Source organism: Nannocystis sp. (assembly GCF_016714285.1).
Taxonomy (GTDB): Bacteria; Myxococcota_A; Polyangia; order Nannocystales; family Nannocystaceae; genus Nannocystis.
Genome location: NZ_JADJNN010000002.1, coordinates 696,814 through 711,295 on the forward strand (window position 1 = coordinate 696,814; position 14,482 = coordinate 711,295).

The 14,482-nt window shown below is 72.0% G+C and carries 13 protein-coding genes; 6 read left to right on the forward strand and 7 right to left on the reverse strand.

Going from position 1 to position 14,482, the window contains the following annotated elements; genetic code table 11:
- The first annotated feature begins 12 nt into the window (after positions 1-12).
- The gene (locus IPJ59_RS07090) at positions 13-852 is read left to right on the forward strand and encodes a lectin-like protein (RefSeq protein WP_293270377.1); all 840 of its coding nucleotides are present in this window, start codon (positions 13-15) and stop codon (positions 850-852) included.
- A gap of 47 nt (positions 853-899) precedes the next feature.
- Here IPJ59_RS07090 and IPJ59_RS07095 read toward each other — a convergent pair whose 3' ends face one another.
- The 3 genes from IPJ59_RS07095 to IPJ59_RS07105 are packed head-to-tail and all read right to left on the reverse strand — an operon-like array spanning position 900 to position 2,718.
- Entirely contained in the window at positions 900-1,385 is a 486-nt protein-coding gene (locus IPJ59_RS07095; RefSeq protein ID WP_293270379.1) for a hypothetical protein, read from the reverse strand.
- Positions 1,386-1,414: 29 nt separating this feature from the next.
- Positions 1,415-1,942: a hypothetical protein gene (locus IPJ59_RS07100; protein ID WP_293248469.1), complete on the reverse strand. Its 528-nt coding sequence runs from the start codon at positions 1,940-1,942 to the stop codon at positions 1,415-1,417.
- A gap of 5 nt (positions 1,943-1,947) precedes the next feature.
- A complete protein-coding gene (locus IPJ59_RS07105) occupies positions 1,948-2,718 on the reverse strand; it encodes a hypothetical protein (RefSeq protein ID WP_293270381.1) in 771 nt (256 codons plus the stop codon).
- 327 nt (positions 2,719-3,045) lie between these two features.
- Here IPJ59_RS07105 and IPJ59_RS07110 point away from each other — a divergent pair, with 327 nt between their 5' ends.
- Together IPJ59_RS07110 and ppk1 are read left to right on the forward strand one after the other, a co-directional pair.
- Positions 3,046-3,525, forward strand: coding sequence for a SixA phosphatase family protein (locus tag IPJ59_RS07110; protein WP_293248462.1), 480 nt, complete (start codon positions 3,046-3,048; stop codon positions 3,523-3,525).
- Between the two features lie 24 nt (positions 3,526-3,549).
- The gene (gene ppk1 / locus IPJ59_RS07115) at positions 3,550-5,709 is read left to right on the forward strand and encodes a polyphosphate kinase 1 (protein ID WP_366524562.1); all 2,160 of its coding nucleotides are present in this window, start codon (positions 3,550-3,552) and stop codon (positions 5,707-5,709) included.
- Between the two features lie 50 nt (positions 5,710-5,759).
- On the opposite strand, the gene IPJ59_RS07120 is transcribed toward ppk1, so the two are convergent.
- The 3 genes from IPJ59_RS07120 to IPJ59_RS07130 form a co-directional block, all read right to left on the reverse strand.
- Complete coding sequence (locus IPJ59_RS07120; RefSeq protein ID WP_293270385.1) at positions 5,760-6,422, reverse strand: hypothetical protein; 663 nt, start codon at positions 6,420-6,422, stop codon at positions 5,760-5,762.
- Between the two features lie 87 nt (positions 6,423-6,509).
- Positions 6,510-8,063 carry a Ppx/GppA phosphatase family protein gene (locus tag IPJ59_RS07125; protein ID WP_293248455.1) on the reverse strand — a complete coding sequence of 518 codons (1,554 nt, stop codon included), beginning with the start codon at positions 8,061-8,063 and terminating at the stop codon, positions 6,510-6,512.
- Positions 8,060-8,536, reverse strand: coding sequence for an amphi-Trp domain-containing protein (locus IPJ59_RS07130; protein ID WP_293270386.1), 477 nt, complete (start codon positions 8,534-8,536; stop codon positions 8,060-8,062). Before IPJ59_RS07130 ends, IPJ59_RS07125 begins: the two co-directional genes overlap by 4 nt.
- A gap of 144 nt (positions 8,537-8,680) precedes the next feature.
- Between IPJ59_RS07130 and IPJ59_RS07135 the strand changes: the two genes are divergently transcribed.
- Positions 8,681-10,600 carry a hypothetical protein gene (locus tag IPJ59_RS07135; RefSeq protein WP_293248451.1) on the forward strand — a complete coding sequence of 640 codons (1,920 nt, stop codon included), beginning with the start codon at positions 8,681-8,683 and terminating at the stop codon, positions 10,598-10,600.
- A gap of 46 nt (positions 10,601-10,646) precedes the next feature.
- Here IPJ59_RS07135 and IPJ59_RS07140 read toward each other — a convergent pair whose 3' ends face one another.
- Entirely contained in the window at positions 10,647-11,825 is a 1,179-nt protein-coding gene (locus IPJ59_RS07140; RefSeq protein WP_293270388.1) for an NAD(P)/FAD-dependent oxidoreductase, read from the reverse strand.
- A 573-nt stretch (positions 11,826-12,398) separates the two neighbouring features.
- Between IPJ59_RS07140 and IPJ59_RS07145 the strand changes: the two genes are divergently transcribed.
- Complete coding sequence (locus IPJ59_RS07145) at positions 12,399-13,412, forward strand: hypothetical protein (RefSeq protein ID WP_293270390.1); 1,014 nt, start codon at positions 12,399-12,401, stop codon at positions 13,410-13,412.
- Positions 13,409-14,407, forward strand: coding sequence for a hypothetical protein (locus tag IPJ59_RS07150; protein ID WP_293270391.1), 999 nt, complete (start codon positions 13,409-13,411; stop codon positions 14,405-14,407). Before IPJ59_RS07145 ends, IPJ59_RS07150 begins: the two co-directional genes overlap by 4 nt.
- The last annotated feature ends 75 nt before the right edge of the window (positions 14,408-14,482 follow it).

The window sequence follows — 14,482 nt, forward strand, 5'->3', positions numbered from 1 at the left end:
GCGGTCGCCAAGATGCCGATCGTTCGCTTGCTCCGTCTCGCGCCGTTGTGGTTGCTGTCGGCGTGCTTCCACGACGATGGGCTGGTCGCGGGCGGCACGAGCAGCAGCGGAGTCGGCGAGACGACGGCGCCGACCAGCAGCGGCGCGGGCAGCACGACGGCGGTGGGTGCGACTGGCGGGTCGAGCGGTGGTGAGAGCAGTGGCAGTGGCAGCGAGAGCAGCGGCGGCAGCTCGAGCGGCTGCGTGGCGGTGACGTGGTACCGCGACGACGACATGGACGGTCACGGCGACCCGGGCGACACCCTGGATGCGTGCGAGCAGCCGGGCGGGTATGTGGCGCTGGGCGACGACTGCGACGACCAGGACGGCAAGCGTGCGCCCGATCTGATCGAGCAGTGTGATGGTCGGGACAACGACTGTGACCTGCTGGTCGACGAGTACTCGGAGATGAACAGCAACTGCGCGGACTGCAACCTGTTTGCGTATGGGGCCAGCAGCTACGCGTTCTGCACCTTGCCCCGCGTCTTCAAGGACGCGCGCCTCGAGTGCGGCAAGCGGGGCGGTGACCTGCTGGTGATCGACGACGTGGGCGAGGACAAGGCGCTCGCTAACCACGGCGCGGCGGTCGCGGGCACGATCGGAAAGTGGTACTGCGGCTTCAATGACATCGCGGTCGAGGGCAGCTTCGTGTGGCTCGACGGGCTGCCCGCCGGTTACACCAACTGGGCCCCGGGCGAGCCGAGCAACACAGGCGACGAGGACTGCACGGTGCTCTACGACGCGGGCGACTGGAACGACGAGGATTGCGCGAAGGCGGGGCCCTACGTGTGCGAGTCGCCGGCCCCGCCGTGAGGCCAGTCGTGGGCTCGTCACGCGTCACGCCCTGAGGCCAGTCGCGTTCAGTTCGGGTCCTCGAGGTCGAGCGCGAGGTTGGCGTAGAACGCGGGGCTGGTGATGAAGTGGGCCCATGCGTACTCGACGGGCTCGATGCCGCGGCGCTCCTGGAACTGGACGAGGTCGTCGAACTCGCCCTGGTACCAGCCCCACAGGAAGCGGGCGCGCAGCGGGTCGAGGTTGCGGGCGCGGAGCTCGGCGACCATGTCGGCGGTCTCCCATTCATCGAACTCGTCGATGACGGCCTCGGCCTCGTCGATGAGGGCGCCGATGTACTGCAGGCCCGCCTTGGTGAGGGCGTAGCGCTGGCGCTTGCGGTCGATCTCGAGGCGGCCCTGGAGGACCAGGCGCTCGAGCACATCTTCCAGGGGGGCGAGGGCTGCGTCGAGGATGACGGGCATCTGGATCCCGCCGTCGGCCGGCTTGAGGTCCATCTTCTTGAGCACGTGGATGCCGGCGTAGTTGAGGATCTGGTCGTGGGTCACGGACATGCGGGCCTCCGGTGGCTCGTAGTTGCTGGTTAGCAGCGGTGCCAGCGGTCGGCGGCGAGGATGATCTCCACCTCGCCGGGGGTCCAGCCGGGCGCGCCGGGGCGGCGCTGCATCCACGCCGTCACGTCGCCGTCGGCGCGGTAGAGCGGGCGCTCGCCGAGGCCCGGGGGGCGGGCCACGGCGGCGGCCTGCGGGTTGCACAGCGCGAGCACCACGACCCCGGCGTCGCCGACGAGCCCGGCCAGGCGCGTGCGCAGGAACTCGGACAGGCGGGTGATCGCCGAGTAGATCTCGCCGTCGTCGCGCAGCACGAACTCAAGCTCGATGTCGTCGGCCAGCGGCTCGGCGTCGTCGCGGCTGTGTAGGCCGAGCACCAGGACGTCGTGGAGGACCTCGCGGTGGCCGGCGGCGTCCTCGAGGGTGAGCTCGGGGAGCCGCGTGTAGCCGGCGGCGTCGTGGTCGTGGTCAGGCTCGCGGCGGCCGGGGTCGAGGCCGAGCAGCTCCCAGGGGTCGCGCTCGACGAAGGGGAGCGCCGTGAGCGAGGTGACCGGCGACATGTCCCCTAAGACAGGTGCACGACCTTGCGGCCGGCGGGGCGCCGCACGCCGAAGCGGCCGCCGCCCATGCGACCGCCGCCGCCACCACCACCACTGTTGGAGCGGCTGCCGCCGGAGCCCCAGGCGCCGCCGCGGCCGCCGTAGCTGCGGCCGGAGCCGGACTTGGCGAACTTGCCGGGGTTGGCGGCGCGGTAGTTGGCGCGCTGGGAGGCGAGGGCGGAGCGGGAGGCCGGGCTGGTGGCGTACGGGGTGGTGTACATCGGGCGGTAGCCGGGCATGAACATGCTCGAGAGCATGGCGCCCATCATCATGCCGGAGGCGATGTCCCACATCGGCGAGTGGTAGTGGCCGTAGGCGCCGTAGCCGTTGATCGCGTACTGGGCCTTGCTTGGGTCGACGATGTCGCGCTGGATCGTGAAGATCTTCTCGCCGTCGGCGACCTCGCCGTTCTCGTCCTTGTCGAAGAAGCCGGTGACGACCTGGGTCTTGTCGTCGAGGTCGCGGACCGAGACGCTGACGATCTCGTCGCCCTCGTAGATCTCGTTGACGCGGCGCTCGAAGTCCTCGGGGCCCTCGGCGTCCTTGTAGGCCTGGTTGATCGCGTCCCAGTCGATCTCGACGTTGGTGTTCTCGGTGGCGACCCAGCGCTCGTTGCCCCGGGGGCCCCCGCAGGCGGTGGTGCCGGCGGCGCTGACGCTGACGGCGAGGGCGAGGGCGAGGCCACGCGCGGCGACGAAGGAGAGGGAGCGACGGGAGATGATGTTGTTTTGGCTCATGGAGGTGCACCCGCGGACGGCGCCTGAACTGGACGCGATCCGCGACGGGCAAAGCTAAGGTCCACGCCCCGGGGCGTCAAGGAGACGGCCCGCTGCGGCCCGGCGGGCGGACATCAGGGGTCCGGCGGCCCGCGATCGGCAGCGTGTGCGTCACGCCTGCGCCGGTGTTCGTGGCCTGCCGACAGCCGCTGGCACACACGGAGCTGCGCAAATTTATGGGTCACGCCGGTGCCGGTGTTCGCGGCCGGCGACAGCCGCTGGCGCACACGGAGTTCATGCGCCCTCGTGCGGTGGAGGCCGCGAGCTGGTGCACACTCACGGCCGCGTATGCAGCTCTTTCTCGTCCGCCACGCCATCGCCGTCCCGTCGGCCCCGGAGCGGCCCGATGCGGCCCGTCCCCTCACCGCGGAGGGCCGTGAGCGCTTCGCCCGGGCGGTTCGCGGGGGCAAGGCGCTCGGCTGGCGCTTCGACCGGCTGTACCACTCGCCGCTGGTTCGAGCGGTGGAGACCGCGGAGCTGCTGCAGCCGCTGCTGAGGGGTCCGTGCGTCGCGCTGCCCGACCTCGCGCGGGCGCCCGACGAGGAGATGCTGGCCCACATCGAGGGCACGCGGGTGGCGCTGGTGGGGCACGAGCCGCACCTCGGGGCGCTGCTGGCGTGGCTGGTGACGGGCGACGCGAGCCGCGGCGAGCGCTATTGCTTCAAAAAAGGCGGCGTGGCGCAGGTGACAGGAGAGCCACGGCCGGGCGCGATGACCCTCGTCGGGTTTTATGCGCCAAAGGTGCTTCGCAAGCTCGAGGCCCGGTAGGATGGGCGCCCCGTGAGACCCGCGATGCCGCCCGTCGCCCCGATCGATCCCAGCCAGCTGAGCCACCCGAGCCTCTATCTCAACCGGGAGTTGAGCCAGCTCGAGTTCAACCGACGCGTGCTCGAGCAGGCCAAGGACCGCGGCTTGCCGCTGCTCGAGCGGCTGCGCTTCCTGACGATCTTCAGCACCAACCTCGACGAGTTCTACGAGATCCGGGTCGCGAGCATCAAGGAGCAGGTCGGCTTCGGCCTGCCGCAGCTGAGCGTCGACGGGCGCGGCCCGCAGGACACGCTGCAGGAGATCAAGGGCGTCGCCCAGCGGCTGGTCCGGGAGCAGTACCAGATCCTTCAGGAGCAGATCCTGCCGGCGCTGGCGCTCGAGGGCATCCGCCTGCTCAAGATCTACACCTGGACGAAGGACCAGTCGGACTGGCTGGAGGCCTACTTCGACCGCGAGGTGCTGCCGGTGCTGACGCCGATCGGCCTCGACCCCTCGCACCCGTTCCCGAACATCCAGAACAAGAACCTGAACCTGATCGTGGCGCTCGCGGGCGACGACGCGTTCGGCCGCGACAGCGGCATTGCGATCGTGCAGATCCCCCGCAGCCTGCCGCGCCTGGTGTTCCTGCCGCCCGAGGTCGCCGAGGGGCCGCACGGCTTCGCGTTGCTCGGCTCGATCGTCACGACCTTCGTGCGCAAGCTGTTCCCGGGCATGAACGTGACCGGCGCGTTCCAGTTCCGCGTCACCCGTGACAGCGAGCTGTGGGTGCAAGAGGAGGACGTCGAGGACCTGCTGAACGCGCTCAAGGGCGAGCTGCGGACCCGCAACTTCGGCGACGCGGTGCGCCTCGAGGTGGCCGAGAACTGCCCGCCGGAGATGTCGGACTTCCTGCTGCAGAAGTTCGGGCTCGGCCAGGACGACCTCTACCGGGTCGACGGCCCCGTCAATCTGCACCGGCTCGCCACGCTCTATGAGGTGATCAAGCGGCCCGAGCTCAAGTTCCCGACCTTCATCCCCGGGCCGAAGCGGGCGCGCCTGACCGAGAGCAGCGACATCTTCGCCGAGCTGCGTCGCGGCGACATCTTGCTGCACCACCCGTACGAGAGCTTCTCGCAGGTGCTGGAGATGGTCCGCCAGGCCGCGGCCGACCCGCGGGTGCTGGCGATCAAGCAGACGCTGTACCGCACGGGGGTGGACTCGCCGATGGCCGAGGCGCTGCTCGAGGCGGCGCGCGCCGGCAAGGAAGTGACGGCGGTGGTCGAGCTGCGCGCGCGCTTCGACGAGGCGGCGAACATCGGCCTGGCGACGCGGCTGCAGCAGGCGGGGGTGACGGTGGTCTACGGGATCGTCGGCTACAAGACCCACGCGAAGGTGCTGCTCATCGTCCGCCGCGAGGACATCGGCGGCCTGCGCCGCTACGTGCACCTCGGCACCGGCAACTACCACTCGATCACGACGCAGTTCTACTGCGACTTCAGCTTCCTCACCAGCGACCCGCAGATCGGCGTGGACGTGCACAACGTGTTCATGCAGCTGACGGGGCTCGGGCAGTGCGCGACGCTGGCGAAGCTGTTGATGTCGCCGTTCACGCTGATGGACCGCCTGCTGGCGATGATCGACCGCGAGACGGAGCACGCCCGGGCGGGCCGGGTGGCGCGCATCGTCATGAAGGCCAACGCGGTCACCGAGCCGAGGGTGATCGAGGCGCTGTACCGGGCCTCGCAGGCGGGGGTGAGCGTCGACCTGATCATCCGCGGGATCTGCTGCCTGCGGCCGGGCGTGCCGGGGGTCTCCGACAAGATCCGCGTGCGGTCGATCGTCGGCCGCTTCCTCGAGCACCACCGCGTCTACTACTTCCTCAACGACGGCCAGGAGCAGGTCTACTGCGGCTCGGCCGACCTGATGTCGCGCAACTTGATGCGCCGGGTCGAGACGGCTTTTCCGATCGAGGACCCGCTGCTGCGCGCCCGCGTGATCCATGAGGGCCTGCTCAGCTACCTCGCCGACAACATGCAGGCGTGGGAGATGCAGACCGACGGCAGCTACGTGCGCTGCCAGCCCGGCGCCGAGGAGCCGCGCACGGCCCAGGAGCTGCTGCTGCGCCAGCTCTCGGCCAGCAGCGTGGCCGCGCACGCGCAGCTGCTGCTCGACGATATTTTGGTGCGCCAGGATCTGCTCGAGTAGCGCGACCTGAGAAGTTCCTGGCGAAGGACGACGTGGGATCGATCGGCCGCTCACTCGCCGGCGGGCGTGGCGATCAGCGGGCCGTCGAGGGCGAGGCGGAGCTCGACCTCGTCGAGGTTGCGCGGGTGCTGGCTGACGGCCCCGGGTACGGCGCACTCGCGGAGGTGGAGCGCGCCGCACAGGCCCTGGGCCTGGGCCCTGGTGGCGAGCTCGCGGGCGCGGGCCAGCCAGCGCTCGATGAGGGCGAGGCGGTGCTGCTCGGGGTCGTCGACCAGCGCGACGGCGGGGCCGAAGCCGAGCTGCACGGGGTGCTTGAGCTTGCCGCCGGCGGTGGCCGTCGCGGCGAGGACCGCGTGGAGGGCGGCGACGCTGCGGGCGCGCGGCCAGTAGCTGGCCTCGACGGCGAGCGGGACGTGGACGTGGCCGCTGCAGACCACGGCCGCGATCTCGTGGCCGGCGCGGCTGCTCTTGTCGATGTTGCGGCGCAGGTCGAGGCCGGCGAGCAGCACGCGCGCGCCGGGCAGGACGCCGGCGAGCTCGCGGGCGGCGGCGTCGACGGAGGACTCGATGAGGGCGACGGCGCGGCTGACCTCGAGCTCGGTCACCTGCACGCTGATCTCGACGCGGATGTGGTCGGGGCGGAGGACCAGCGAGGCGGGGCCATCGCTGCGGAGGACCAGGCGCGGGGCGTGTACTTCGCTGGACTTCATCATGGCGCCGCATCGTAGGCCAGCGGGGGCGCGGGCACGAGGGGGCACGCGCGGCTCGAAGCGAGGCGCCTCGCTGGCACGAGGCCCCGATCAGCGCACGCGCAGCTCGAAGCCGACGCCCTGGATCTTGCTGGCCTCCTCGATGAGGTCGGCGAGGGTCAGCGGGTGGCCCTCGATCCAGTCGGCGGGGAAGGCCAGCTCGAGGCCGGTCTTGCGCGGGCTGACGGTGAAGGGCGGGAGCGGCCGCGGGCTGCGGCTGCGGGCCAGGCGGACGGCGAGGCGCAGCAGCAGGCACAGGCGCAGGGCGAGCTCGGCCTCGTGCGGGGGCAGGGCGGCGAACAGCTCGCGGGTGAGCTTCTTGCGCTGGCCGAGCACGAGGGTCGCGAGCAGGTCCTGGTCGGCGCGCGAGAAGCCGGGCATCTCGGAGTTGGCGACGAGATAGGCGCCGTGGCGGTGGTAGCCGGAGTAGGCGATCGACAGGCCGATCTCGTGCAGGCGGGCGGCCCAGGTGAGCAGCTGGCGGCCGACCCCGGGGTCGATGCCCCACGCGGCCGCGACCTGGTTCAGGCAGTGCAGGGCGATGCGCTCGACGCGGGAGGCCTGGCCCATGTCGACGTGGTAGCGCGAGCAGAACTGGCGGATCGTCTGGTCGCGGGCGTCCTCGTGGCGGATGCGGCCGAGCAGGTCGTAGAGCAGACCCTCGCGCATCGAGCCGCCGGTGGTCGCCATCTGCTCGACGCCGAAGCTCTCGAACAGGGCGAGGAGGATCGCCACGCCGCCGGGCAGCACGCCGGCGCGGTCGGCCTGCACGCCGGGGATCGCGGCGATCTTGGCGGTGCTGCCGGCGGCGATCAGCGCCTTCTTGAGCTGGCGCAGGCCGGCGAGGGTGATGCCGCGGTCGCTCCAGCCGTGCTGGCGCAGGAGGGCGTCGATCGCGAGGATCGTGCCGGAGGAGCCGACGCAGCTGTCCCAGCCGCCCTCGAGGTAGCGGCGCTCGATCGGCTCGAGCTTGAGGCGAGCGGCGATCTCGGCCCGCTTGAAGTCCTCGCCGCGGACCTTGCCGTCGGCGAAGAAGCGCAGGCTGTAGACGACGCAGCCCATGTTGAGGCTGTCCGTGCGGATCGGTGAGAAGTGCTCGCCGAGCACGCACTCGGTGCTGCCGCCGCCGATGTCGACGACCAGGCGGCGACCGCTGTCGTCGGCGAGGCTGTGCGAGACGCCGAGGTAGATCAGCCGCGCCTCCTCGCTGCCGGCGATGATCTCGATCGGGTGGCCGAGCGCGGCCTGGGCGGCGGGCAGGAAGTCGCGCGCGTTCACGGCCTGGCGCAGGGCGCTGGTGCCGACCGCGCGCACGCGCTCGAGCGGGAGCTCGCGCAGGCGCTGACCGAAGCGCTCGAGGCAGGCCACCGCCCGCGCCTGGGCCTTCTCACCGAGGCGCTGCTGGTCGTCGAGGCCCGCGGCCAGGGCGACCCGCTCGCGCAGGCGGTCGAGGATGTGAAAGTGGGTGTCGTCGACGACGCGCGCGACGACCATGTGAAAGCTGTTCGACCCGAGGTCGACCGCCGCGACGCTCTCGCTGGTCGATGGCTCGTGGTGCGACGGCTCCGCGGCGCCGTCGCCCTGCGGCAAGCCGGGGCTGCTCACGGGTTGTCGCGGTTGTTGCTGCCGCGCGGGTTATGCATGGACACGTCGGCGGTGTGCAGCTCGCCCTCGTGGGCCTCACCCTTGGCCTCGCTGGCGTCGACGGCGTCGGGCGTGGCGTGGCTGGCGGGCAGCTCGTGGGCCTCGGCGTCGGCGGCGGGCTCGGACGCTGTGGCGGGCTCGGTCGGTGCGGCTGGTTCAGCGGGAGCGGCGTCGATGTGGAGGTCGAGGGCGGGGTCGGGGGCGTTGAACTTGCGCCACGTCAGCTCGAGGTTGAGGGTCTGCCGGCGGCCGCGGTCGCGGGCGGACAGGCTGAAGCCGACGACGCCGCGCGGGCCGAGCACGATCTCCTCGTCGTCCTGGCGGACGCGCACGGTGCCGGCCTTGAGGGCCTGGACCAGCTGTTCGAGGTAGGCGACGACGTGCGGCAGCTCGACCGCGCCATCGACCTTCAGATCTTTGCGTGCGTGTTTCATGGCGGCCCGGATGGTGCCACGTGTGTGCGCCGTAGCCCAGCCCGAGGGCCGCCCGGGTTTCGCCGCCCCCATCTCGCCGCGGCATTCGCAACCTTCATCGCCGCGGCTGTCCCGGCGCGCGCAGATTGTGCCAAGCTAGGCGCCATGTCCCGGCCCGAACGCTCCCAGACCGACCTTGAGGTGCTCCGCAGCAGCCATCGCGGCAAGTTCGTCACCCTCGGCGTGTTGCTCGCCGCAGCGGGCGGCGTGTGGTGGTTTTTCAACCGGACCGGACCGATCGGCAACAGCGAGGACCCGAGTCACGTGCTGGTCGTGACCCAGAGCCACATCCGCTACAAGCCCTACCTCGAGCAGTGGGGCTTCGTGGCCCAGGAGGGCCGCCAGCAGACGATGGAGGAGGAGGCGAAGGAGAAGTTCCCCGAGGACGCGATCGCGGGGGTGCCGGCGATCTTGCAGCTGGCGGACTGGGCCGGCTACGCGTACGTCGCGTTCGAGAACCCGAAGAACGTCGACTTCGCCGGGCTCGAGGTCGAGGGCGGGATCCCCAGCTTCGAGCCCTATCACCGCTTCGCCGTGATCAGCGCCGGTGACTACGCCTTCCCGCACAAGCTGACGGTGAACGCCAAGCCCTCGGAGGTGATGCGCGGGGCGGACCTCGATCTGCTGAGCGCGCTGTTCGCCCAGGAGCCGCTGGCGGGCACGCTGCGCGAGGACCCGAAGAACCCGCCCGAGGTGATGCTGCTGCGCGGCACCCTCGAGGAGGGCCTGCACCGCCTGACGGCGGTGAAGGACGCGGAGAGCACGGTGGCGAAGATCGCCGACCAGGCGCGCGCGCTGCTGGTCGACAAGGAGCAGGCCGACCCGAAGCCGGCGATGCTGGGCGGCATCCACGAGAGCCTCAACGCGATCGCCCTGGCCGACGGCAGCACCCTGGTGCTCGCGCGTCAGGTCCACTTCTCGAGCACGGGCTACAAGGCTGAGCTCGAGCTCGACCGCAACTGGGAGTTCTCGTACCTGCCCGCGGGCGCTGGTCTGGGCGCTGCTCCGGGCGGCGAGCGCACGGCCTGTCCGAGCCTGCTCGGCGGCAGCCTCGAGGAGACCGGGAGCCGCCCGAACTTCCGCTTCTCGCCGCGGGGCGACGTGGTGCTCGTGCACAGCGACGGGGTCTCGCAGGTGTGGCAGCTCGACCATGGCGCGGGCAAGCCGGCGTGTAACTTCGTCGCGCTCGGCAAGATCGGCCTGCCGCTGGCCCGCGGCGAGGACCCGGGCGAGCCGCAGCGCAGCGGCCGGGTCGTGCGCGGTCGCTTCGACGGCGCCGACTCGGTGGTGTACGTGGTCAAGCCGGGCGAGGAGGTGCCGACCGAGCTCGCGCGCAGCCCGTCGATCCGCTTCGACCCGGCGGCCTGGGTGGCCGACGACTGGATCGCGGCGCCGGGCTACATCGCCGACTCCGACGCGAGCGGCGGCCTCTACTTGCTGAGCCCGAGCCACCCCGACCACGCGCTGCGCCTCGACGCGATGGCGCTCGACGCCTCGACGGCGATCCACCAGATCGCGCCGGCGCCAGACGGCCCGAACGGCCCGCGCCTGCTGATCACCGCCTCGAGCGACCGCGGTCAGCGGCTGTTCCGCGTCGACGCGCCCAAGCCGTGGGCCGAGCTGTTCACCGACGCGCTGGCGGCCGACAAGACGCCGCTGCCGGCGAGCGTGGTCGACGGCACCGAGCCGCGGGTGCTCGCGCTCGACAGCGTGGTCTTCACGGTGGTCGGGCTGACGAGCGAGGGCTGGGTCTCGGACATGGTCGCGGCGCCCGACGGCAGCGCGGCGACCTTCCAGATCCGGGACATCGACAACGGCGTCGCGGAGGCCGACAGTCGGCGGGAGATCGGGCTGGTCGCGCTCGACGGCCAGAGCCCGCTGCGCCTGCTGACCCGCAACGGGCTCGAGGATCACACGCCGATGTTCTCGGCCGACAGCAAGACGGTGGTGTTTCGCACCCGCTTCCCGTTCGAGAAGACCCACTGGACCCTGACCACCGCGCGCAGCGTACCGGCGCGCAAGTGAGGGCTTCGGGTCCGTCGACGCCGCGTCGGGCGGCGAGCCTGCGACTTTAGAGCCTGCGATCTTCGACGTCCGCGTCGGCCCCCGGGTCGCCCTGCTTGTCGTGCAGGCGCAGGTCGCCGAGCATCGCCGAGACGGTGCGGTTCAGCCAGTGACCGGCCCGGCCGTGGACCACGTGCCCGGCGAGGTTGCGGGTCAGGGCCGACTGGGCCCCGCGCGCCACGCCCTCGCCGGCCCAGAACTTGGGCAGCACGCTCGCGGCCGTGCGCGCGCGGTAGCCGGCGCAGGCGAGCCGCGACAGGCCGGCGTTCGCGGAGAAGTGGCCGTGGATGAAGCCGGCGGCCCTGATGCCGCTCTCGAGCGCGAAGCTGATGCCCTCGACGGTGCCGGGCGAGACCAGGCGGGCGGCCTCGCCGACCCACACGGTGCGCTGCTCGGCGACCGGGCCGACGGAGGTCGAGATGACCGCGGGGTGTCCCATCCACTTGCCGACCAGCTCCGCGTCGCGCAGGCCGTCGCCCCAGTGCTCGTCGAGCAGGTCCTGGAACAGCGGCTTCAGCCGCTCGGCGTCGGGGGCGTGCTCGGGGATCGTGAGGCCGATGTTCACGACGCCCTCGGGCTCGGGGAACATCCACGCGTAGTAGCCGGCGAGGCGGCGGTCCCACACCATGTGCGCGGTGCGGCCCTGCCACGGGGTCCCGCGCCACCAGCCGATCAGGGTGCGGATCGTGGTCTTCGGTCGGGTGTCGATCGAGAAGCGGGACGGCGAGCCGTCGGCGCAGACGACCAGATCGGCCTCGAGCTCCTCGCTCTCGGTCTTGACGCCGACGGTCACGCCGGCGCTGTCGCGCAGCAGCGACAGCACCTTGGTGTCCTCGCGGAAGATCACCCCGCGCTCCACGCCGGCCTGGATGACGCCGTGGTCGAGCGTCGCCCGCGGCACCACCCAGGCCTCGATCCCCGCCTTGAAGTCGAGCTCGCCGCCGTCGGGGCCGCGCACCCGCAGGACCTCGATGATGCCGTGGCGCAGCGCGAAGCGGTCGCGGATGCCGAGGCGCTCGAGCATCCGCAGCGAGTGCGGCGACAGTCCGCTGCCGCACACCTTGACCCGCGGATACACCGACTTGTCGAGCAGGTGGACCTCGAACCCGCCGTACTGGCTAAGCGCCAGGGCGCAGGCGCCGCCTGAAGGACCGCCCCCGATGACAATGACCTTTGGCTTGCGCATACTTTCCTCTCGCCCATTGTATCGATCGCGCCGGCTCGTGGCGGCGCTCGTACGCCGTAAACCCCGCCCGTCAGCAAGGCTCATGCCACGGGCCAGCGTCGGCCGCGGTGCGGGCAAGGCGGTCCAGCGAGCGCCTGGGTGCACTTTCTGCGGCCGCCGTGCAGCGGGTGCGCGGGCTCCGGCGGCCGCGATGGACCTGTCCTGAGGGACATCTGGTTCGCGGGTGCGCGCCGGGTGCGGCGGCCCCGGCGGCCGTGATGGACCTGTCCCGAGAGACATCTGGATCACGGCTGCGCACCGGGGGGCGGCGGCCCCGGCTCGCGTGGGCGCTCGCACGGGCGGGCCCGGAATAGCCGAGGTCGCGTCGTGCGTGCCAGCAACGGACCCGCGGCGCGGGCTGGCGTATGGCCCCGGGGACAGGTCCTCGGGGACAGCTGCGCCGGCTCGGTGCGTGCGCACGCCCCTCTCGCGCGGGGGCCCGTCGGCGGCGTCCTTCACACCCGGAGGTCTGCCATGTCGTCGATACCCCCTGCCTTGCCTGCACGGCCGCCGCGTTCGCCGCGGCGAGTTCGCTTGCTCGTCCTGTCCACCGGCCTCGCGGCGCTCGCCGTGCTGGCGCGCTCGCTGCTGGTCGGCGGCTCGCCCGGCTTCGCCGAGCACGCCGCGACCTTCGTGCTCGCGGCCTTCGGTCTGCTGCTGCTCGGCAGCCTGCTGCAGCGGGTGCGGGTGCTGTGGTACCTGCACCTGCGCGAGCTGCTGGCGCGGGTGGGCGCGGCGCTGTGGGCCTGGACGGGCCGGGTCTGGCCGCGGCGCGAGGTCGAGGCCGAGGCGCGGCCGGCGATGGGCACCGGCGATCGCATCGCGCTGATCGCCGGGCTGGTGCTGTGCGGGCTGGACGTCGCCCTGACGACCCTGCTGCTGCGCGACGTGTTCCCCGAGCCGCCCTACCGCTTCGAGCTGATGGGCTGGCTCTCGCCCGAGGCCGCCGAATGGTCGTTCTACGTGGTCGTCGCGCTGTTCAAGACCTTGCTCGAGCTGTGGTTCGGCGTGTTCGACAAGATCCGCAGCGCCGCGGCCGGACCGAGCGCGATGCGGTGGTTCGTGCTCGGCGGCGCCTCGGCCTTCGACGCCGCGCTGGCGGCCGCCCGCGGCCTGCTGCTCGCCGAGCAGGGCATGGGCGGCTCGGCGGTGACGGTGTCCAACATCGTGTTCGTTGGCTTCGGTGTGGCGGTGCCGTGGGTCGCGGCGCACACCGGCGGCCTGCTGGTGGCCGCGATGGACGGCTTCCTCGCCCGCCTCGGCCTGCTGCGCTGGCTGGCCGCGCTGCCGCGCATGTTGCTGCTGCTCGGGCTGTGGCTGGCGATCGTTGCGATCTGCCTGCCGATCGGCGCGGCGATCGTGGGCCTCGGGCTGCTCGCGCTGGTCTGGGGTTCGCTCGACGACGTGGTCGCCACGATCCTCGGTCACGACGAGGATGACGCCACCCCGGCGCTGCCGGTGTCGCTGGGCCAGATCTCCCGCGGGGACGATGCGCCCCGCGACCCGCCGCTGGCCCTGCCGCGCACGATGATCGGAGGTGTCCCATGAGCCAGGTACACGCATTGTCCGCCCTCGCCGGCCTCATCGTGGTCGCCGGGGCGCTCGCTGGTCTGATGTCGTGGCAATCGGGCGCCGACGCGGCGGCTCGCGGCGCCGCCTTGGCCCGCGGCGAGTGGCGCCCGCCCTGCGCGGCGCGCCTGGGCGCCGACTACGCCGCGCTCGAGCCGGTCGCACACGTGGCCGAGGACCCGCCGCGCACGCTGATCTTCGGGGTCGACCGCAGCCCCTCGAACCTCGCCATCGCCGACCAGCAGATGGACGCCGTGGTCGCCCACGCGGCGAGCTTGCCGGCCGAGACGGGGGTCGGCGTGCTGCTGATCTCCGACCGCAGCGAGCGCTCGTCGACGCCGGACATGCCCTTCGAGGCGGCGGCGCAGCGGCGCAGCTTCGTGCCTGGTGAGCTGCCCTGCGGAGACGAATGCAAGGCCGCGGACAGCTTATATAAGCAGAAGTGCCTCGAGCAGATCGAGGCGGCGCAGGGGCGGCGGATCGCCGCGTTGACGGCGGCTGACGAGCAGCGCCGCACGGACCTGCAGGAGGGCCGCGCCGAGCGGATCGGCCGCTGGCGCGAGGAGGTGCGCAGCTGGACGCCGCGGCCCGGGACCTCGCTGCTCGGCTTCTGGGCCAAGGTCGCCGATATGCCGGTGGTCCGCCGCACGCCCGAGCGCACCACCGTGGTGGTGTTCTCCGACCTCGAGGAGGCGCGCACGCCGGAGCGCAGGAAGATCGAGCAATTCTACAAGGACCACCAGCGCCGCGGCGCCTGCCCCGAGGCGGTCTGGCTGCCGCAGGGGCTCGGCGGCCTCGACATCGTGCTCGTGCAGACGATCAGCGACGGCATCGACGCGAGCGCGTGGGGCCAGCGCTGGGAGGCGGTGCTCGGCTGCGCCGGGGCCCACGTCCGCCGCCATCGCTACACCCCGGCGGTGACGATCGACGAGCTGCTCGGGCCCGAGGCGCCGGCGCGCGTGGCCCGGATGTGATGCCACATGTGAAGCCAGGTGTGACGCCAGAGGTGACCTCAGGTGTGATGTTATGAGCCGCCCCGGCGCCCATGG